This is a genomic window from Nocardia sp. CY41, from assembly GCF_009829325.1.
Classification (GTDB): domain Bacteria; phylum Actinomycetota; class Actinomycetes; order Mycobacteriales; family Mycobacteriaceae; genus Nocardia.
Genome location: NZ_VUOS01000017.1, coordinates 1 through 20,833, shown reverse-complemented (window position 1 = coordinate 20,833; position 20,833 = coordinate 1). Strand labels below are relative to the sequence as shown.

At 66.2% G+C, this 20,833-nt stretch carries 15 protein-coding genes, 4 tRNA genes and 3 pseudogenes; 13 read left to right on the top strand and 9 right to left on the bottom strand.

The window, feature by feature from the left end; translation table 11 throughout:
• The first annotated feature begins 5 nt into the window (after positions 1-5).
• Positions 6-1,415 (top strand): 1-acylglycerol-3-phosphate O-acyltransferase, encoded by a 1,410-nt coding sequence (locus GVY64_RS19040; RefSeq protein WP_159843258.1) that lies wholly within the window; start codon positions 6-8, stop codon positions 1,413-1,415.
• A gap of 313 nt (positions 1,416-1,728) precedes the next feature.
• Here GVY64_RS19040 and GVY64_RS19035 read toward each other — a convergent pair whose 3' ends face one another.
• The 8 genes from GVY64_RS19035 to GVY64_RS19000 form a co-directional block, all read right to left on the bottom strand.
• Positions 1,729-2,448 carry a polyprenol monophosphomannose synthase gene (locus GVY64_RS19035; RefSeq protein WP_228829718.1) on the bottom strand — a complete coding sequence of 240 codons (720 nt, stop codon included), beginning with the start codon at positions 2,446-2,448 and terminating at the stop codon, positions 1,729-1,731.
• 210 nt (positions 2,449-2,658) lie between these two features.
• On the bottom strand, positions 2,659-2,841 hold the full coding sequence (locus tag GVY64_RS19030; RefSeq protein WP_063023232.1) for a hypothetical protein: 183 nt from the start codon (positions 2,839-2,841) through the stop codon (positions 2,659-2,661).
• Between the two features lie 81 nt (positions 2,842-2,922).
• A complete protein-coding gene (locus tag GVY64_RS19025; RefSeq protein ID WP_159843256.1) occupies positions 2,923-3,603 on the bottom strand; it encodes a GAP family protein in 681 nt (226 codons plus the stop codon).
• Positions 3,604-3,944: 341 nt separating this feature from the next.
• Positions 3,945-4,018 (bottom strand) — tRNA-Phe (locus tag GVY64_RS19020).
• Between the two features lie 58 nt (positions 4,019-4,076).
• A tRNA-Asp gene (locus GVY64_RS19015) sits at positions 4,077-4,150 on the bottom strand.
• A 29-nt stretch (positions 4,151-4,179) separates the two neighbouring features.
• Positions 4,180-4,252, bottom strand: a tRNA-Glu gene (locus GVY64_RS19010).
• Positions 4,253-4,346: 94 nt separating this feature from the next.
• The gene (locus GVY64_RS19005; RefSeq protein WP_159843254.1) at positions 4,347-5,012 is read right to left on the bottom strand and encodes a TetR/AcrR family transcriptional regulator; all 666 of its coding nucleotides are present in this window, start codon (positions 5,010-5,012) and stop codon (positions 4,347-4,349) included.
• Positions 5,013-5,046: 34 nt separating this feature from the next.
• Complete coding sequence (locus GVY64_RS19000; protein ID WP_159843252.1) at positions 5,047-5,310, bottom strand: hypothetical protein; 264 nt, start codon at positions 5,308-5,310, stop codon at positions 5,047-5,049.
• 557 nt (positions 5,311-5,867) lie between these two features.
• Between GVY64_RS19000 and GVY64_RS18995 the strand changes: the two genes are divergently transcribed.
• The 7 genes from GVY64_RS18995 (at position 5,868) to GVY64_RS18965 (ending at position 14,429) form a co-directional block, all read left to right on the top strand.
• Positions 5,868-5,940 (top strand) — tRNA-Lys (locus GVY64_RS18995).
• A gap of 1,102 nt (positions 5,941-7,042) precedes the next feature.
• A complete protein-coding gene (locus tag GVY64_RS18990; RefSeq protein WP_063023251.1) occupies positions 7,043-8,014 on the top strand; it encodes an acyl-ACP desaturase in 972 nt (323 codons plus the stop codon).
• Between the two features lie 148 nt (positions 8,015-8,162).
• Complete coding sequence (gene dusB / locus GVY64_RS18985) at positions 8,163-9,305, top strand: tRNA dihydrouridine synthase DusB (protein WP_159843531.1); 1,143 nt, start codon at positions 8,163-8,165, stop codon at positions 9,303-9,305.
• A 692-nt stretch (positions 9,306-9,997) separates the two neighbouring features.
• A complete protein-coding gene (locus tag GVY64_RS18980; RefSeq protein ID WP_236566983.1) occupies positions 9,998-11,752 on the top strand; it encodes an LCP family protein in 1,755 nt (584 codons plus the stop codon).
• A gap of 192 nt (positions 11,753-11,944) precedes the next feature.
• Complete coding sequence (gene phoU / locus GVY64_RS18975) at positions 11,945-12,607, top strand: phosphate signaling complex protein PhoU (protein WP_159843248.1); 663 nt, start codon at positions 11,945-11,947, stop codon at positions 12,605-12,607.
• Positions 12,608-12,726: 119 nt separating this feature from the next.
• Positions 12,727-13,020, top strand: coding sequence for a hypothetical protein (locus tag GVY64_RS18970; RefSeq protein WP_159843246.1), 294 nt, complete (start codon positions 12,727-12,729; stop codon positions 13,018-13,020).
• Between the two features lie 32 nt (positions 13,021-13,052).
• Positions 13,053-14,429, top strand: a complete 1,377-nt coding sequence (locus GVY64_RS18965) for a hypothetical protein (RefSeq protein WP_159843244.1) — start codon at positions 13,053-13,055, stop codon at positions 14,427-14,429.
• A 209-nt stretch (positions 14,430-14,638) separates the two neighbouring features.
• Here the strand turns inward: GVY64_RS18965 and GVY64_RS18960 are convergent, their stop codons facing one another.
• Positions 14,639-15,697 carry a hypothetical protein gene (locus GVY64_RS18960; protein ID WP_159843242.1) on the bottom strand — a complete coding sequence of 353 codons (1,059 nt, stop codon included), beginning with the start codon at positions 15,695-15,697 and terminating at the stop codon, positions 14,639-14,641.
• Positions 15,698-15,923: 226 nt separating this feature from the next.
• Here GVY64_RS18960 and GVY64_RS39140 point away from each other — a divergent pair, with 226 nt between their 5' ends.
• The 5 genes and pseudogenes from GVY64_RS39140 to GVY64_RS18935 all read left to right on the top strand — a co-directional run bounded on the left by GVY64_RS39140 (position 15,924) and on the right by GVY64_RS18935 (position 20,360).
• Positions 15,924-16,118, top strand: a complete 195-nt coding sequence (locus tag GVY64_RS39140) for a hypothetical protein (protein ID WP_159843240.1) — start codon at positions 15,924-15,926, stop codon at positions 16,116-16,118.
• A gap of 476 nt (positions 16,119-16,594) precedes the next feature.
• A pseudogene (locus tag GVY64_RS39135) lies at positions 16,595-17,013 on the top strand (Tn3 family transposase); the annotation flags it as partial.
• Positions 17,014-17,292: 279 nt separating this feature from the next.
• A pseudogene (locus GVY64_RS18945) lies at positions 17,293-18,472 on the top strand (IS110 family transposase); the annotation flags it as partial.
• Positions 18,473-19,231: 759 nt separating this feature from the next.
• A pseudogene (locus tag GVY64_RS18940) lies at positions 19,232-19,345 on the top strand (IS21-like element helper ATPase IstB); the annotation flags it as partial.
• 154 nt (positions 19,346-19,499) lie between these two features.
• Entirely contained in the window at positions 19,500-20,360 is an 861-nt protein-coding gene (locus GVY64_RS18935) for a GNAT family N-acetyltransferase (protein WP_159843238.1), read from the top strand.
• The last annotated feature ends 473 nt before the right edge of the window (positions 20,361-20,833 follow it).

The window sequence follows — 20,833 nt, the reverse complement described above, 5'->3', positions numbered from 1 at the left end:
GATCGATGACCGAGCGCGCTGACCTCGACGCCGCGCTCGCCGCCATCCGCTCCGGGCCGCAAGGCCCCGCGGTCGCGGCGGTCTTCGACTTCGGCGGCGCGGTCGTCGACGGCCCCGGCTCGCGGCGGCGGCCACGCCGCAAGCCCGCCGACGTGCTGCTCGGCGGACTGCACAACCACATGACCGACGGCGAATACAGCCGGTTCCTCCGCGAACTGTCCGAGACGCTGGGCGGTCGATCCGAAGAGGAACTGGACGAGCTGGGCAGGCGTCAGTTCAAGCGCACCGGGTACGGATACCTCTATCCCGAAGCGTGGGAGCTGATCCGGACCCACCGAGCGGCCGGGCACACCGTCGTGCTGGCCACCTCGCTGACCAGATTCCACGTCGCGCCCGCCGCGGCGCAGCTCGGCATCGAACACCTGCTGTACACGCCCATGGCCACCACGGACGGTGTGCTCACGGGATATCCCGACGGTAGAACGCTGTGGCGAAACGGCAAAGCCGAGGCGATCACGGAGTTCGCCGACGCGTACGGGGTGGATCTCGGACACAGCTACGCCTACGCGGGCGCGATCGCCGACGCACCCATGCTGTCGCTGGTCGGGCATCCGGTGGCGGTGAACCCCGACGACGAGCTGGCCGGCATCGCCGACCGGCGGCAGTGGGCCCGGCTGACGTTCCGGCCGCGCCGTTCGCCGCGCGCAGGCGATTACGCACGCACCGCCGCGGGCTTCGCCGGATTGCTCGGGGGCGCGCTGTTCGGCGTCGCGTCGAAGGCGCCGACGAAGGACCGGCAGCAGATGGCCGACGCGTTGATGGCGCACGCCGCGCGCAATACGCTGCGCATCGCGGGCGTGCACGTGCGCGTCACCGGCGCGGAGAACGCGAAATCGCCGCGGCCTGCGGTTTTCCTGTTCAACCACCAGAGCCAGTTCGACATCATCATCGTGCCCGAGGTGCTCGGCGGCGGCGTGACCGCGATCGGCAAGAAGGAGCTGACCAAGAATCCGGTCTTCGGCCCGCTCATGCGCTTCGTCGGGGTGACGTTCATCGATCGCGCGAACACCGCGCAGGCGAAGGCGGCGTTGCGGCCGGTGGTCGAGACCCTACGCGGCGGTTTGTCCGTCGCGGTGGCTCCGGAGGGCACCCGCTCCTACACCCCCGAGGTCGGACCCTTCAAGAAGGGCGCGTTCCACATCGCGATACAAGCCGGGGTACCGGTCATCCCGGTCGTCATCCGGAACGCGGGCGAGATCTGCTGGCGCAACGCGATGGTCGCCCGGCCCGGAACGGTCGACGTGGCGATCCTCGACCCGATCGACGTCAGCGCATGGGAGCCGGCTGATCTGGACGAAAACGTGGCCCGGGTGCGCCAGCTGTTCATCGATACGCTCCTGGATTGGCCGCACTGACCGGTTGATCACGCACGGGCAGCAACGCCGATTCGGCGGGGCCGACCTGCGACAGTGGTCGAACCGGCCTGGCGACGGCTAACACACGCGTCGTTGTCTCCCCACCGTGGTCGCCGTCGACCGGCATGACGCCGACCACGCCGCTGCCCTCGGCGAACAACGTGCACCCGGTGTGAGTCGCCGTGACGTCGGCGGCTGCGACGCTGCGTACCTCCCACTCGCCTGGCCGAAGCGCTCATGCGGGCGCGGGCACCACCCGCTCGTCACCCGCTGGGCGCCCCGTTCCTGCGGCGAGCGCGGCTCGGGGTTGCGCTCAGACCGCGCGGCCGAACAGCAGCTTCCACGGCATGAGCGCCGATTCGAGCTGCACTTTGAGGCTCATCTTGGAGGCTCCGAGCGTCCGCTCCTCGAATCGGATCGGCACCTCGGCGATCGCGATCCCCTTCTTGATGGTGCGGTAGTTCATCTCGACCTGGAAGGAGTAGCCGTTGCTGCGGATCGAGGCCACATCGATGGCGCGCAGGGTGTCGCCCTTCCATGCCTTGAAGCCCGCGGTGGCGTCCTTGACGCCCAGGCGCAGGATCAGGTTGACATAGAAGTTGGCCCAGGCCGACAACGCCTTGCGGTACCACTTCCACTCGGCGGCCGTCGAGCCGCCGGGTACGTAGCGGGAACCGAGCACCACGCCCGCGTCGGTGGTGGTGAGCTTCTCCAGCATGGCCGGGATGACTTCGGCGGGATGCGAAAGGTCGGCGTCCATCTGGATCACCACGTCCGCGCCCTCGTCCAGAGCGCGCGTGATACCCGCCACGTAGGCGCGGCCCAACCCGTCCTTCTCGGTCCGGTGCAGCACACCGACCACGTTCGGCAGTTCGGCGGCGAGCTTGTCGGCCACTTCGCCGGTGCCGTCCGGCGAGCTGTCGTCCACCACGAGTACGTGCAGGTCGGGCACCGGCAGCGCGGTCAGCCGCTCCACCGCAACCGGCAGATTCTCCCGCTCGTTGTAGGTCGGCACAACAACGGTAACCCTCAAGGGTCGCCCTCCCTGCTGATCCTGGTTTCCGCTCGCAGCCCACGCCAGGACCTCCGAGCATTCGTCGAGTTCTGGAGAACCGTACTCGATACACCTGATCGCGGGCTGAGCGGCCGCACCCGGTGTGACCCCGCCCGAGCCTCCGACCTGCGACTCAAGATCAACTTCACCGGCCCGGGGAAGGATCGCCCTGGCCGAGTTCGGGCAGACTCAGTCCCCGTCCCGCCAGGCCCGGTCGCGGGCGTCTTCCCGCGCGTTGCGCGCGTGCGCGATCTCGAGGGCCCGCTCCGCCGTCGCCTGGTCCGGGTACGGGCCCATCCGGTCGCGGAACCAGCACTGCCGCCCTTGCTCGGCTCGATTGTGCTTCAAGCAGTAATACCAGCGCTCAGCCATACCTCCAGCATCCCACCGAACACCGCCCCGCAAACCGCGTTTCCCGTTCGCCCACCATTGCCGGACTTACGGCGCCGCAATTCACCACCAGAGGCTGCGGTAATGGACGAGCGCGTCACACAGGAGAGCCACACCGAAGATCGCGAAAAGCACACGAACCGAGATCGGTCCATAAGTAGTGATAAGACGAACAACTTTTCGATACATCCGCCGTGCCCCGGTCGTTCGCCGCATCGCCAGGCCGAGTATCACCAACGGGGGGAGCAATGCGAGCGCGCAATACGCGACGATGATCAGTGGCCACAACGTCGGCAGTGGATTCCGGGCGGAGATCATCGCGAGTCCGGCGAGATACGGCACCGCCGTCGGCGCCTGGGCGATGCCGATCGCCACGCCGATGCCCGCCAATACCCACGGTCGGCGGCGCAATGCGGTCGCCCGCTCCGGGGCCGTCGTTCCGGTCATCCGAATGCCCGCGAGAGCGAGCAACACCACGCCCGCCGAAAGCTCGCCCCAGTACCGCACCGCCGGTGTGATCTCGAAGTCGATCAGATCGGTCAGGAATCCGATTCCCAGCACGGTGCAGATCCCGAACGCGGTGGTGACCGCGAAGACGCCCGCCAGCAGGCTCAGACCACTCACCAACGGCGACCGGCGGCTCAGCCTGCTGTCGTATACGACGGCCGTGGTGACGCCGATGAGCAGCAGATCGAGCGAGTCCAGAAAGGCGAACCCCGCGAGTGCGAGAAGAAGGGTCGACATGGCCGCGCCAGCCTACCCGCCCCCTGTCGACCACCACCCGAGCCCGAACTCGGATGCGCCACCGTGTGATTCACCACACGGAGCGCTCGGTCGACTCCAGAGAATACCCCGCCTTACTCACCGAGGAGGCGACACGGACCCAGAAGCGCGAAGAACCCGAACGACACGGATCATGACCGCACCGCGAAATGATCTGGATGATCCCCCGAACGCAACCAGCACCAAGGGGGGGTCCGGGGGCGAAGCCCTCCGGGCGGGGCGTGGGGATTGCACCCCCACAAGAAATGACGAAACGAGCCCGGCTCACGCTCTCCGTGAACAGGGCTCGCCTACGAGTGGGGTGGCCAGGGCCGGGATCGAACCGGCGACCTTCCGCTTTTCAGGCGGACGCTCGTACCAACTGAGCTACCTGGCCGCAGGCACCCGAAGTGAATGCCATACGCGAAACGCCGGATATCTCCGGCGCTTCCTTGCGACCCTGACGGGACTCGAACCCGCGACCTCCGCCGTGACAGGGCGGCGCGCTAACCAACTGCGCCACAGGGCCATGCTCTGCTACCAACGATCCACAGATCGTACCCCCTACGGGATTCGAACCCGCGCTACCGCCTTGAAAGGGCGGCGTCCTAGGCCGCTAGACGAAGGGGGCTCGTCCCGGATTTCTCCGGACCGGCTTTCAACGGCTGTCCGTTGGGAGCTGGGATAGCTTATGACAGACCGGACTCGAATCCCAAACCGGCTGGTCAGAGGCTCAAACCGAGCTCCTCCAAGCGAGCCTGAGCCCGCCAGCCGTCGCTGCGGAACTTCTCCAGCCATTCCATGGTGGCCATCGCCTCGATCACGACCTCGAGCGCCTCCTCGAATCGCGCCCGCAGGTCCACCTGCCCGCCGAGCAGGGCCACCATGTACCGCTGGCCGGCCAACGCGGCGGCGAGCGTGCGGGTGAACCGGTCGGGATCGGCATCCGCGCGCAGCTGCCCGTGGTCGATGGCGCGGACGGTGAGCACCCTGGTGGTGCGGCCCAGGATGCGGCCGCCGCCAGCCTGCACGTCACGGTAGAAGTCGGGTTCGATGATCAGGCGGTACTCGGCCTGCACGATGATGTCGTGCTCCAACCGCAGCGCGATCTCGTCGACCACCCCGTGCAGGACGTCCAGCGGGCTGAGATCCGTTCGAGCCAGCCAGCGCTCGGCGGACGCGCGGTAGCGTTCCACCGCGGTCTCCAGCACCGCGCGTGCCAGATCTTCCTTCGAATCGAAATGGAAGTACATCGCGCCCTTGGTGGCGCGCGACCCTTCCAATATGCGGTTGAGCGATGCAGCGGCATAGCCGCTCTTCCCGAACTCAACGGCGGCGGACCTGATAATCGCCGCCCGTGTCCGGCGCGCCCGCTCTTGCTGCCGTGCCATGCTCGAAACGCCTCCGAAGCCTACTCGCCGCCAATCAGCCACCCCCGAAGGAACGGACCCTCGGCGCGAATTCATGAGTTTTATCAATACGTGGAACCCGGTTTTCGACCGATTTCAAACCTTCGGTACGAAAACTCGCGAAAAACCTGAACCACACCAGCTGGTATAGTTTGCCTGCCCGGGTGCGCCGCAGGGGGTGCGCATCCGGGCATTTCTTCGTCTCGAACGTGCCTCCTCCTGCGGCATCGAGTTCCGTCGAGCCGTGGCCGACCGGATCGACCGCGGCGCTCTCGGACACAGCAACGACAATCCGAATTCCAAGGCGCCGAACGGGTCGGCGATTCTTTCGGAATTCACCAAGGCGTCACCGTACCCGGAATCCGGTTCCGACACGCGGCAAACCGGCGAGTCGGATAGCCGTCCGATTCCGATTTCTGTTACGGCAAATATTCGGCAACCGCACCGGTCGGTCCGGAGGGTGCGCGAATTCGGCAGCGGCCCAGGATTGTTCACGCGAGCGAACCAGCAGCCCGGACGACCGGTCGCCGCCCGGGATTCGCCCGCCAACCCGTCCCGCGCGCCTCCCCCGGCCAGAGCCGTTCACCCCCTGCAAATCCAAAGACATTGCCAGCCAACATGATTGAATGATATCCAGATCCAGCTAAGATGAACAAAGCTGGGTGGCAAGTGTTTACCGCCTGCATCGCCCGTCGCGCACGCCGCGTTACCCACCTCGGCATCGCCGCCCGCCACAACCGGGCCCGCCACGCCGCCCCCACCCATCCACCCCGCCCGCCGACACGAACTCCCCCGATTGGGGCATCCGCCCCCGATCCCACTACACTGTTCCTCCGCGCCCCTATAGCTCAGTTGGTAGAGCTACGGACTTTTAATCCGCAGGTCGTAGGTTCGAGCCCTACTGGGGGCACAGGCGCCGGGCGCCCGGGTCACCCGGGCGCCCGGCCCGTTTCTCGGAGTTCTCCGCGGATCGGGCACTTGTTATGCCGACTTGCAGGGCCATGCCGGAGTCACACCCTTCCCGTCGGGTGCAATCCCTCGGGCGCCGTAGGCAATGCCCTGGCATCAGGATCGAAGCCCGTACGCCTGAATCGACGGTCTTCCAGATTCCTTTTCATGCGATCGCGCCGAGCGCAGACAGATGGTTGCGGGCCGCGGATGGAGAGCGGCGCAAACTCTGCATTGCGGGAATGACCCAGTCGCAATGAGGGCATCTCGCCGCCCGCGGATGCGTGGTCGATGCGAGAAGCGAGACCGGTCGGACTGTGATAAACGGCACAAATGGCGGCGCACTCGGTAGCGGCGTACGGCCGAGGGCGTCCGCTTCCGTAGTCGATTCGAATGATCCTGCGGAAGCGGCTTCTGGCCGCAGCACTAGGAAGGCCGGTGCCGGCGACGATCTCGAGGTGCGGGCCGCGGCGGAGGAACCGCTGCGAATGATCGAGGAGCAGGCCCCCGCGGCAGCCCGGGCGGTGGGTGTGCGGCTGACCCGGGTAGAGGGCCCGACGGCCAGGACCCTCCGTCGGCGCGCGAGTGATTCCCCGCCAGGACGCGTCACCCGATGAGCGAGGTGCCTCGGCTCATACCCAGCGTTTCCTTATCTTCCGCGAGCAGACTCCGAAGGACCGCCGTCCCGACACCCCTCGGCTCGCGCAATTGCCGGAGCCGATTCACAGGAACATCGCAGCTAGGTGCGCCGCGAGGGGCGACACACGCGGGCACCAGCGCGTTTCGTCCTATACCTTGCCCGGTGAGCGCGGCGGTGCGATCCGTCACGTGCAGCTAACGCTCCGTAGGCCGCGTCGATAGTCCCATTGCTGCGGGAATAACCCATACACTCGTGTAGATCACCGAACGGCGAAGGCGTCGTATGAGGTGGATCACCAGGGCATCGATCGTCTAACAGATGCGTTTCGCATCACACCTACGGTGCCGTAAGGTATGGCCGCATCGGTATCGGTCTACCTTGGGATGACCTGCACGACCGGAAGCACACACTGAAGGGTTCATACATGGCAAGGGATCTGACTCAACTCGAGCTTCTGACGGAGTTGGAGCCGGTTGCCGAAGAAAACGTCAACCGGCACCTCTCCCTGGCAAAGGAATGGCATCCGCACGACTACGTCCCGTGGGACGACGGCCGCAATTTCGCGGCACTCGGCGGCGTGGATTGGGATCCGGAGCAGTCCCGGCTCAATGAGGTCGCGAAGGCGGCCATGATCACCAACCTGCTCACCGAGGACAACCTGCCCTCCTATCACCGCGAGATCGCCGAGAACTTCTCGCAGGACGGCGCATGGGGCACCTGGGTGGGCCGCTGGACCGCCGAGGAGAATCGCCACGGCATCGTGATGCGGGACTACCTGGTCGTCACCCGCGGCGTCGATCCGGTCGCCCTCGAGGAAGCCCGCATGGTCCACATGACCAACGGTTTCGCTTCCCCTGCCGAAGCCGACGCGGGATTCCTGCATTCCGTCGCGTATGTCACCTTCCAGGAACTCGCCACCCGAGTCAGCCACCGCAACACCGGCAAGGTTTGTGACGATCCGATCGCCGACCGCATGCTGCAGCGCGTCGCCGCCGACGAGAACCTGCACATGATCTTCTACCGCAACATGTGCGGCGCCGCCCTCGACCTGGCCCCCGATCAGGCCATCGAGGCGATCACCCTGATCCTGGAGAACTTCCAGATGCCCGGTGCCGGCATGCCCAACTTCCGCCGCAACGGCGTGCTGATGGCCAAGCACGGCATCTACGACCTGCGCCAGCACCTCGAGGAAGTCGTCCAGCCGGTGCTGAAGAAGTGGAACATCTTCGAACGCACGGACTTCACCGCCCGCGGCGAGGCGGTCCGCGAGCGCCTCGGGCTGTTCCTGGACAAGCTGAGCAAGGACGTCATCAAGTTCGAGGAGCAGCGCGACCGCATGCTCGCCCGCGAAGCCGCGAAGCGCGACCGCCAGATGGCGGGCAGCTCCGTAGGCTGACCGCAGCGACAGCACGCCGCCGTCCGGGACCGGACGGCGGCGACATGGGAACGGACCGGTGCAGCGCCCGCATCGCGACATGCGTACTGGGCGGACGACCCGATCCGGCCGACCTACGTGCGGAAATGAGACACTGGTCGGCGTGACGATGACTACCGAGGCGACGGCGGCACTGCGGATCGGGCCGTATCCGGTCGATCCGCCGGTCGTACTCGCGCCGATGGCGGGCATCACGAATCTGGCCTTCCGCAAGTTGTGCCGGGAATTCGGGAGCCCGACCTCTATCTACGTGTGCGAGATGATCACCGCGCGGGCGGTGGTCGAGCGTAACGAGAAGACGCTGCACATGATGTCCTTCGACGCCGACGAGCATCCCCGCTCGATGCAGCTCTACGGCGTGGACCCGGCCACACTCGGCGAAGCCGTGCGCATCATCGTCGGCGAGGGCTGGGCCGACCACATCGACCTCAACCTCGGCTGCCCCGTCCCCAAGGTCACCCGCCTCGGCGGCGGCGCCGCCCTGCCGTACAAGCGGACACTGTTCCGGCACATCGTGCGCGCCATGGTGAGCGCGGCGGAACCGGCGGGCGTCCCGGTCACCCTGAAGTTTCGTATCGGCATCGACGACGACCACCACACCTATCTGGACGCGGGACGCATCGCGGAAGCCGAAGGCGCGCGAGCGGTCGCGTTGCACGCGCGCACGGCCGCGCAACGCTACTCCGGCGAAGCCGACTGGACCGCGATCGCCCGCCTCAAGGAGGCGGTCACCTCGATCCCGGTGCTCGGCAACGGCGACATCTTCTCCGCCGCCGACGCCGTCCGCATGATGGACGAGACCGGGTGCGACGGCGTCGTCGTCGGCCGCGGCTGCCTCGGCAGGCCGTGGCTGTTCGCCGAACTGCAGGCCGCGCTGCGCGGTGAGCCGCTGCCCGAGCCGCCCGATCTGGGCCGGGTGGGCGCGGTGCTGTTCCGGCACGGCGCGCTGCTGTCCGAGCATGTCGGCGAGGAGAAGGCGATGCGCGATCTGCGCAAGCACATGGCCTGGTACCTGATGGGCTTCCCGGTGGGTTCCGATCTGCGTCGCGCGTTCGCCACGGTGGGCAGCCTCGCGCAGCTGGAAGATCTCGTCGGCCAACTCGACCCGGCCGTTCCGTTCCCGAAGGACGCGGAGGGGCCGCGCGGCAGGCAGGGTTCGCCGGGCAAGGTCGCGCTGCCACACGGCTGGCTCGACGATCCGGATGATCCCGCGGTGCCACGCGCGGCCGATGTGATGCACAGCGGAGGCTGATCGGGCAACCGCACAGCGAATCCAGAGCGCAACACCACTGTGACCTCTTCGATTCCGCACTGGAGTGGCTCCCCGTGGCGGAATCGTTATCATTGCGGAATCGGTGCCGCCGGTCGAGTGTGACCTGAGCGGAAAAGCAGGACGAAAAGCGAGGTTCGTTGGTGGGTGACGATCGGCACGGGCGTTCGCCACGGCCCGGAGGTCGCGCCCCGTGGGAGCGGTATCCCGCGGCGGACTCCCCCGACCGAGACGCCGCACGCACGTCTCGTCGCTCCCGCCATACCGACGCCGCTCCCGACCAGAGTTCCGCGCCCCTGACGGTGCAGGATCTCGTCCAGCGGGTCGACAACGAACGCACCGGCCGCCGCGCGGAGCCGACCCCAGCGGATCCGGCCGCCGCGCCGAGTCGCGGTCGCCGTACGGAACCTGGTCCGCCGGACCCGGCCGCCAACGGCCGGGGACGCCGCGCCGAGCCGGCGCCACCGGTTCCCGTCCCCCCGGCGAACCGAGGCCGACGCCCTGAGCCACTACCGCCGCAGGCGGGCCCCCCATCGGCACGAATCAACCGTGCCGACGCACGGCAGGAAGCTCCTCGCAGGCCCGCCGACCCGGCCGCCGCCAACGGCCGCGGCGCCGCAGCCGGTCCCCGGCGCGCGCCGGACTCCCCGCCACGCCAGACGGCCAGTTCCCCTGTGGTCCAGAACATCACAGGCGCCACGCCGGCCGCCCGCCCCACGAGCCGCCGCCCCGTCGAGCGCCCGGCGCCCGCCGCCGCTTCGGAACCGGAGCAGGCCGAAGAGGTCACCGACGTACTTCCTCCGCTCGAGGAGCCCACGCGCGCCAAGCGCAAGGGCGTGGGATGGCCCACCAAGGAGGGCAAGGACGCCAAGCCGAAGCCCGTCGGCACCGCCCAGACCCGTCTGCAGGCCTCCAAGGAGCGCCGCAACAAGCGGCTACGAGCCGCGGGCCGAGCCGGACTGTCCGTGAGCGCCGCGCTCGCGCTGCTGGTCACCGGCGGCGGCTGGAGCTACTTGCAGTCGACGACGGACGGTTTCACCCAGGTCTCGGCCCTGGACGAGAACTCAGAGGACATCGTCGATTCCAACGCCCAGCTCGGCGACGAGAACTACCTGCTGGTCGGCACCGACACCCGCGCAGGGGCCAATGGCCGGCTCGGCGCGGGCACTTTGGACGACGCCGAGGGTGCTCGCGCCGACACCACCATGCTGGTCCACATCCCGAAGGCCCGGAATCGGGTCGTCGTCGTATCTTTCCCGCGCGACTTGGACGTGACCAGGCCCCAGTGCAATGGGTGGGACAACGAGAAAAACGCATACTCAGACGAGAAGTTCCCCTCTGCCATGGGCGACAAGCTCAACGCCGTCTACAATCTCGGCGGCCCGATGTGCCTCGTCTCCACGATTCAGCGCCTCACCGGCGCGTCGATCAATCACTTCATCGGCATCGACTTCGCCGGTTTCGAGTCGATGGTCAACCAGATCGATGGCGTCGAGGTCTGCGCGTCCAAGCCGCTCGTCGACGACGTGCTCGGCACCATCCTCGAGCACCCGGGCAAGCAGCGCATCGACGGCGCGACCGCGCTGAACTACGTGCGCGCCAGGCATGTCTACGGCGAAGAGCGCAGCGACTACGACCGCATCAACCGGCAGCAACGCTTCCTCGCTTCGTTGCTGCGCGGCACGCTGTCGAGCAAGGTGCTGTTCAATCCGGGCAAGCTCAATGGCTTCATCAGCGCGTTCAGCCAGCACACCTGGGTCCAGAAGGTCGAACCGAGCGACCTACTGATGCTGGGACGATCACTGCAGAAGATCGATGCCGGCGCGGTCACCTTCCTCACCGTCCCGACCGCGGGGACCACCCCTTACGGCAACGAGATCCCTCGCGAATCCGACATCAAGGCGATCTTCAAGGCGATCCGCGACGACCAGCCGCTGCCGGGCGAGAAGCCGACCGTGCAGGCGAACTCACCCGCTCCACCGCAGTCCGCGCCGACACCGACCAAGTACAAGGCGGTGGATCCCTCCACCGTCTCGTTGCTGGTGTCCAACGGTTCCGGAGTCGAAGGGCTGGCGCGCACTGCGGCCACCAAACTCGGCAACCAGGGCTTCACGATCTACAACACCGCAAACTACGCCAACGGCACCTCCACCACGACCAAGGTCCGCTACGCCCCCGGCCTGGAGGCCGAGGCCGCCACCGTGGCGACCTCGATCCCCGGCGCGACCATCGAGCCCGCCGACGATCTCGGCGGCATCGTCGAGGTCGTCATCGGAGGCGACTCGAAGTCCGGCGTCACCGTGAAGGCGCCGACACCGGTCGGTGACGAGATCGCCAACGTCGCGACGAGCACGTCGACGGATTCCACGCCCGCCGTGCTGCCCTCGGACTTGGAACACGTCAACGCCGCCGAGGACATCTGCAAGTAGCCCGCCGGGAACGCCGCGGCAGCATTGCGACGCAGATCACACAATCGGCGCGATCCTCCTGTTTCGCCCTCAGCGTCGGCATGGGCTCGCCGTCGTTGAATCGTCGACGGCAACCGGCGCGCTAATGATGCACACCGGTCATTCACTCCCTGTTCGTGACTTGGTCAGCGGGGCGAACTAGTGTCAGTTTCCATGCGTGTCATCTACAACGAGCAAATGGCCGAACTCGCCCACCTGCTGGGTGAGATGGCTGGCGTGGCCGGCTCGGCCATGGAGCGGGCGACTCAGGCCCTGCTCCAGGCGGACCTCGCGCTGGCGGAACAGGTCATCAGCGAGTCCGACCGGATCGCGGAACTGATCCAGGACGCCGAGGAGAAGGCCTTCGCGCTGCTCGCGCTGCAGGCGCCGGTCGCCGGTGATCTGCGGCAAGTGGTGAGCACGATCCAGATCGTCGCCGATGTGAACCGGATGGGCGCGCTCGCGCTGCACGTGGCCAAGGTCGCGCGCAGGCGTCATCCGAACCACGCGCTACCCGAGTCCGTCAACGGCTACTTCGCCGAGATGGGTCGCATCGCGGTGAACATGGGGGCCGGTGCGCGAGAGGTGCTGGAAACCCGCGACCCGGAGCGCGCGGCGCAGTTGAACGAGGACGACGAGGCGATGGATGATCTGCACCGCCACCTCTTCACACTACTCATGGACCGGGACTGGAAATACGGCGTCGCCGCGGCCGTCGATGTCACGCTGCTCGGTCGCTACTACGAACGCTTCGCCGACCATGCGGTCGAGATCGGCCGCCGGGTCATCTTCCTGGTCACCGGTGTTCTCCCGCCGGACCCGGATGCGGAAGGGTAACCGAAAGGCTTGCCGGTCTTGACCTTTCGCGGGCGGCGAATGATAGATTTGGCCGCACGGGGCGGGATTGCTCTGGTATAGCGTTACGCCGGAGGGGATCCGGTATGAAGGGGGGCGTTATGAACGTCGATCCAGCGGAGCTACGCGCGTTGGCCGCGTCGATGGACAAAATCGGCGGTGCGATCGGGGTTTTGACCGTACGAGCCACCACCGATGCGCTCGGCGGTGTGCTACCGGGTTCGACGCTGAGCGAGGTCTGCTCGGCGGCGGGTTCGAATGTCGAGGACGCATGGCAGCGGATGGCCATGCGCTGCAAGCGCGTTTCGAACATCGCGAAAGGCGGCGCCGCGAACTACGAGGTATCCGACCTGGAGTTCCGCGACGGCCTCGACGCGATGGGCGCACATCTGTGAGGACGACGAGCACGACGCCCACCCTCAGTCAGGTGCGGTCGGAATGGCAGCCGTGGAAATTGGGCGAAGCCGGAACCGAAATACGTTCGCGCAACAGCGAATTCGTCGCCCTGATCGATGAAACGGTCACGCAGATCCGGGCGGCGGGCGCGCATTGGAGCGGCGATGCCTATTACGCCGCCTACGACCGGATCGCAGGCGATCGCGACGCGGCGAACAAAGTAGCGCTGGATACCGACGATCTCGCGCAGACCTTGATCGACAGCGGCACCAGTCTGGCCGGATTCCGTCAGGCTCTGCTGGACAAGGTCGACGAAGCCGTCGCGGCCGGATTCACCGTCTCCGAGGACTGGCAGGTCATTCCCGGCCCGGACGTCTCGGATGACGACGGCGACACCCAGTACACCCACCAAACCGCCATCACGACCGCGCTGAACGAATTGCTCGGCACCCAATCGGACGTCGCGACCAAGATCGAGCAGGCCGGCGCGAACGTACGTACCCGCAGTGAGCAACTCGGAGAGGGCGACCCGCTCGACGGCACACCGCAGACGGATCCGATGCTCGCGGTGTACAGCAGGCAGTCCGACACCGGAGAGACCGAACAGGTTCCGACCGACCCTTCCACCACGCCCGCGGGCACGCCGCAGGCGAGCCCGATCGCGGGCCAGCAGCCGGCCGGCCAGGACGGAGCGGATCAGGCTACGAAGCAGGACGGAGCCGATCAGTCCGCGAAGCAAGAGGGAGCCGATCAGTCCGCGAAGCAAGAGGGAGCCGATCAGTCCGGAAAGAAACAAGACGACGCCAAGACCGACGACACCGGTGCGGGCAAGGACGAGACGAAAACCGACCAACCCGCGCAGACCCCCGCTTCCACCGGCGCGGCCAGCGACCCGAATTCGTGGAAGCCCTCGGATGTGACTAGTTTGATCACCGCAGTAGGCACGATCACCGGAAATGTGCCCACATTGATCGAGTCCGTCGGCAAGCTGGACGACAATCTCGCCGACATCATCAAAGCGGGCGGCGAGGCGGGCAAGGGCCTGATCGACTCTGCCGGTACGGCCGCAGAGAAGTTCGCGAATGCTGCCGATACGGTGATCACCAGCGCCGACCGTGCGGCCGATGGTACGCCCGCGGCCGCACCGTCTACCGGCGACCCGACCAAAACCGACACACCGGCGCCTACCCAACCGGGCGCCGATCCCGCGACGAGTCAATCCGCCACCGACCCGAACGCGAAATCCACCGATCAGAAGCCGGATAATTCGGCGGCGGACGCACCCAGTTCCCCGTCGACCGCTCCGGCCGGCACCGGTCTGCTCGGTGCGCCGGTGGCGGCCGCGAACAGGGAATCGGATTCGGAACATACGCGCCGGGTACAGGCCACGCCGACTTGCTCTTCGTGACCCCGCCCGACGAATAGCCGTCGAGCCACCCTGCCGAATAGGGGTAGTAATCGCGCGGAAACAACGACAATAGCTTGACCAGCAGTGAGGTCGGGTTTCCGATGCAGGCTCCCGACCGGCCGAAAATCGGGCGGATTTGCCGTAGCTGCTTTTGAGCGCTGGTCTGGGTTAGGTTTGTCGTCAGGTGGCGCTCGACGCTGAGCCCGCAGTTACTGTCCCGAGCGCAGTTGGGTGTGCAGGCGCTCGTACCCGGCCTTGTCGTGCCAGTCTTCCGGCATGAAAGACTGGCCACCCATCTGCTGATACCGCTGCATTGTCGGTCCCAGATCGAACAGGTCCATCGGATCGATGTCCCCGCCCGATCGTTCGAGTTTGTCCTGCCACTGTCGGTAGCGGTCGCTTCCTGCCTTGACCGCATCAGCCCACTCCGTCGACGACATCGAAAGACCGTCGAACTTGGCGACAGCGCTCGGAGGACAGCCTGCCTGCTCCAACGCGAAATTCATCAGGATCCTCGAATGCCGACCGTGACCATCACCTCGCCAGGCATGCCCGGAAATGAACTGCCGCTGGAACTCGGGAGCAACCTCGTACGGATTGTGATCCGGCTGTCTCGTCGCGACGTCGTACCAGTCGCACAGCGACTCGTGGAATGCGCGCGTATTGTCCACGCTGCCGAAATTCGGGTAGAGGATCACACCTTGGTTCGGCAACGGTACTCCCGGCTCCACGTATCCCCGCAAGGGATCGTTCCTGATCGCGGCCAGCTCCTCTTCCGTGGGCGGTGCGTCCAGCCAACGCACCTCTCGCGCGCCGGGCTGACCGTCGACTTTGGGGTACCACACGACTCCGTGGGGTTCGGTACGGAACGGCCCCGGCACATGGGTCAGTAGCGGGTTGTCCTCGATAACGGCCAACTCGCTCTGCGACACCGGTCGGCCCAAGATCGCCCACCCCCACCTCCGGGTCCCTTCCATCAGCCCGGCACTCTCCGGGTCGTGCCGGATTTGCAGCCTGCGGTGTATTTCCGCCATGAGGTCTACCGACATCTCTCGATGGAGGTTCTGCCTGGCGTACAGGCGGGCATCGAGCCAGCTCGCCCACCCCTCGGGCCCGTAGCGGGCCGTCTCCGGCCGCGCCTGCCGGGAGACGAGGACGATGTCGCGGAACATATCCTCCATGTACAGGCTGAGCTCGAGTGCCCGCTGGGCGTCGGTGCGGATGCCGTGCGCTTGCTCTAGTCGGCGTATCTGCTCCTCGATGGGCAAGTCCAGAAATCCGTCCTCAGCGGTCGGGTCCGGCCCGTGGACCGGTCGCCACGCACCTGCACCGGATCCTGGGTGTCCGGCGGTGGTATTGCGATCGGTGCGCGCAGCCGGGCCGATCCTGTCGAGTTTGGATGCGAGCTGCTCGTCTTTGTGCGTGATCCGCTCAAGGCCCTCACGTATATTGCGCGGGAATTGCTGGTGAGTTTTGCTGATTCGTGGTGCGGCTTTGCCGACGATCGCGTCGGCGACCTGCCTGGCTGCCTGCAGCATTTTCGCGACGATCGCACCACCGCCCGACCCGCCCATCGAGTTCCTGTCGCTTGCCGAGCGGTCAGGCAGCGAGATCGACGGTGGTGAAGCCGACCTCGGGCAGCGCCGGGTCGAACGGGTCGGGTGGTGGGTGAACTCGTCGGTGGCGTAGGCGCCGAACCGGCTGATATGGGCTCCTGGATAAGGCGAGAGCGCGGCGAGTTGATCGGCGGTGATGAGTCGGCCCTCGGCGACCAGGTCGCGGACGACGACGGTGATATCCACGGCGTTGCGGTAGATCATCAGGTCGGACAGGTTGAACTTGATCGGCTTCTGTTGCTCTTCGGGCCTCTACGTGATCTCTCCGGCCTCGGTGATGGTCTCGGTGAACGAGCGCAGCAGAACAGCAGCCTGCTCATCGGTCAGATCACCATCGCGTTCAGGACCTCGGGCATCACTCACCCCGGAAACTATAGTCGCAGTGAACCATCCGGACCGCATCGTATCGACACCGCCCTCGCTCTCGGACCGACGAATCCCAACCTCCAGCACGCCGACCAACCTCGTCTACAGCCGGCCAAGCACCAACCCACCAGCACCGCAGCCGAAACCAGCGAATCACCCCCTGCGACCTGCAGCTACGGCATATCCGTTCAGGCATGGCATGCCACCGCCTCGCTGCTGGTCGGCGAGCTGTCCGCGTCCGGGCGGCAGAGCACACCCTCGCCACCGCACTCAAGGAGTACGGGACGTTGCGGCGCACGGTCTACGCCTGCTATCTGTCCGATCCGGACTATCGGCGCAAGATCTCCTGACAACTCAACAAGGGCGAATCCCTGCACGCTCTGCGGCGGGACCTGCTCTACGCGCACGAGGGCATGATCCGCGGCCGCCAGCTCGAAGACCAAACCGAGCAAGCCTGGTGCCTCCTGACCCTCGCCACCAATGCCGTACTCGCCTGGACCACAGAGTTTACGGGGCTCTCCGTCGACCAGGTGCGTCGGGCCGGACGCCGGATCGATGACGATGTCCTGGCGCACATCAGTCCGGCGCACAGCGAGAACATCCAACTAATGACTCCGGAACGCGCGGGGCAACCCCGCCGAGCAGGAGCAGGAGCAGGAGCAACAATGCTGCTCGTGGTTCGAGCCCGTCCGCGCGGACGACACCCCGAGTCGCAACGGGAGCTCAGAGCTCTTGCGTAAGACCGGTGCCCGTGCGGATCGTTGGGATCGCGGACGACTCAATCGGAGGTCAGGCCAGAGAGCCTCGTCATTAGGGCGCCGCGCGTTCTCGTCAGGGTCACGTTGACCAGCATAAACAGTCAGATTGAGGGGAGGAACAGGGTGAAAGTGTTCTGCGGGTTGGACTGGGCCGAAGATCACCACGACATCGCCTTGGTCGACGTGGATGCCGGCCTCGTCGCCAAGCGTCGTATCGGTGACTCCGCGGCGGGGTTCGCTGAGCTGATGGCCATGCTCGCCGACGCCGGCGACAGTGCGACCGACCCGATCCCGGTCGCGATCGAAACTCCTCGCGGCTGCTCGTGACGGCGCTCCGCCAGACTGGTCGCCGGGTCTACGCGATCAACCCGATGGCGGTGGCCCGCTACCGCGAGCGCCACTCCGTTGCGCGCAAGAAGTCCGACCACGTCGACGCCATGACGCTGGCGAACATCCTGCGCACCGACGCCCACGTCCACCGGCCGCTGCCCGCCGACAGCGAGCTCGTCCGGGCCGTAGCAGTGCTGGCGCGGGCCACTCAGGACGCCACTTGGCGGCGCACGCGGGCTGTCCAGGAGCTGCGGGCGGTGCTGCGCGAGTACTACCCCGGATTCCTGACCGCGTTCAAGAAGGGCACCGCGACCAACCTGGCCAGCTCGGAAGCGCGCGCTGTCCTGGCGCTCGCACCAACTCCCACCGCTGCGGCGCGGCTGACGAAGGCTCAGCTGATGGCGGTGCTGCGCCGGGCCGGCCGTCAGAGCCGCGTCGAGTCCCTGGCGCTTCAGCTGCACCAGGCCTTACGCGCTGAGCAGCTGCACCAACCGCCCTTGGTCGAGGAGGCCTTCGCGCTGCTGGGTAGCGTCGACGCTGAATGCGCCCGTGGTTCAGCTCACCGAGGCCACTACCGTGGCGTTCCAGCAGCACCCCGACTACGCGGTGATCACCAGTTCCCGGGCCTTGCTGACCTCTCCGGCGCCCGGGTGCTCGGCAAGATCGGCGACGACCGCGAGCGGTTCACCGACGCCCGCTCGCTGAAGGCCTACGCCGATTACGCGGGCCTCCGGGCGCAGCATCTCGATCACCCGCCGCGTGGTGAAGAACAACCGACTCAACGCTCCGGGATTCCTTTGGGCGTTCGCCGCGATAGCGAAAGCCGGCGCACCCCAAGATCATTATCGCCGACGACGCGACCGCGGTGATCGGCACGCCGCTGCGCTTCGGCACCTCTTCAACCGCTTCCTCGGGCAGCTCCACTACTGTGCAAACCGGTCAGCACTACGACCCGATCAAGGCGTTCGGGCCCCGCTCGCGACGCGTCCTTCGAGGCCGCCGCTTGACCTCTTGGGGTGATCGAAGGTCTTCTTCGGCGCCATCGAGGTCGATATCGACGTCGAGCTCGCTGCACTCGGGCCGACCGGGTACCGGCCGCTCCGCGTCCGTGACACCCTTCTGATCGCAGCATCCCAACGTCGCCCATACCGCTCACGTGGCCGCACCCGGCAGTGCGCTGGCCGGCGATTGACATAATGGACGGCGGCAAATTCTCAGGTGTCTCCAGGGGAGCGACTATGGCGTTCAACACCGAAGCCGATCTCGTGGCCGTCGAACGGGACGAGTGGTCCTATTCGCCGGGCTGTTGCCGTCGGGCCGCTCCGGTTAGGCATGACCGTCAACGAAGTGCCGCGGCGGCCGGGGTGCTCGGCCCGACAAAGGTCAGCGATTGTCCACGGGACCACACGATCTTCTCGCCGACTCGGAAGGTTGAAGGTTACCGTCGCGGAGCGGCTGCTCCTAAGACTGCCGTCACGGCTTATGTGAGCCAAGCCATGGGGCTGTTCTGCGTCGCTGCCGACGCCGTGCACGGTCCCCAGTCGCCTGCGACGGAATCCCGCTGGTCGGGAGGGACTTGTCCGAGCTGGAGAGAGACGAAATCGCGTACGCCGAGGCCAACGACGTACACTTTCGCTACACGCCCGAGGGCTGCGCAGGACCGGATGATCCTGGAATCGTCCTGCGCGCGCAACATGTCGCCAGGCCCTCCGATCGCGCCCGCTGTGCCGCATACACCCTCGCCACCAAACTTGTCAACAAACTCATCGAAGCGGCCGACGAAAAGGTGCTGTCAAAGACCATCGCCCTCTACGGCCGCGTCGACCTACTTTGCATCGATGAACTCTGACACAGACCAATGGGCCGAGTGACTACCGGCTCGTAAACCACCGGCAGGAAAGTCGGCGCGGTTCAGTCAGATTGATAGGTGGGTGAGGATCTACTGCTGGATCCGGGCCGTAAACAGGGCGAATACATTGGTTCGGCTAGCGGAGGAACTTGTGGCAGATGTGCTTCGGGCATTGAGACATGTGCTCGAGCGGACGAGAACGGCACTGGTCGGCGGTGTCACCCCCATCATGCGCAAGAACATTTGGGACACGTCCGCAGAAGTGGGTCAAGCAGCCCACACATTGAAGAGCCACGATACCGACCTGGCGAAACCGATCTCGACACTCCTCGAGCACCCGACCGCTCGCCCCGCTGGCACAGACCCCGGTACCGGCGCCGCCACTCCGGCCATCTTCACGCCGGAGTACCTGAACACGAGTCAAGACATTCCGAATCCCGTGGCCATGATCGGGCCGGCTCGGGAGACGGACGGGCCGGGCATCACTCGCGCGCACGTGCTCGGAAGCCGAAGTGCCCTGGAGCACCTTCCCGGAGCCGCTTCCGCCGATGTGGACAGATTCTTGTTGTCCGACCTGGGGCCACGCAAACTCAGGGAGTGGACGAGACGTGCATCAAGCGGTGAACCAGGATTCTTCGTTGCCCGAACGACCACCGACGATATCGCAGGCTTCATCTGGGTGTCGCATCGCCCGGACGGCGCGGGCCAACTGAACGCATGGTATGTGCATCCGAAATGGCACGGCCAAAAAGTCGGCAGCGGCCTCATGCGTGTAGGGCTCGCCCACCTGGGCGATGTCGATGTCTACACAGGTACTACCAAAGGCACAGAGGCCGAGCGACTTTACCCACACTACGGTTTTATCGAGGACGTGTCAGCACCCGATACCGCAAGACAGACTCCACCGCCGATGGCGGCGCACAACATAACAGCACCACAGGTGCCCCTCGTCTTACGGCGCGATACCCGAAAGGGTGATCAACAATCTAACGTTTTACAACACCCCATTTAACCTGCATTCTGCAACCACCGATCCCAGATCGCCGCGCCGCCGCCATCGACCAATTAGTTCGCGGCGGTGCAGGGGTGACGACGAGAATGGCGAGCTGTGTCCATAATCGTTGTCGTCGATTCCAACGCTCTGCGTACTCGGCCGAGCCTGGAGCTCGACCCCTGGCAGTCCCTGCTCGATCGACGGAAAGAGTGGGATCTTGAGCTCGTCGTTCCGGAAGTTGTAGTTCACGAGATTGTACGCACGCTCCGTGCGGACAGCCGCTACCCGGCGCAACCGATGCAGGCTGCTACGAGATGCATCGCTGACCGCGATATCATCGCCACCTACGCTTTAGAGCCTCTAACAGGTTCTGTTGAGTGGCGGTGATTCTCGTTGCGGTGCAGTATGTTTCGTCGTGGCGGCCCCGTGGATCGTGGACGACGAGTTGTGGACAGTGATCGAACCGCTACTGCCGGTCCGGGCACCAGGCA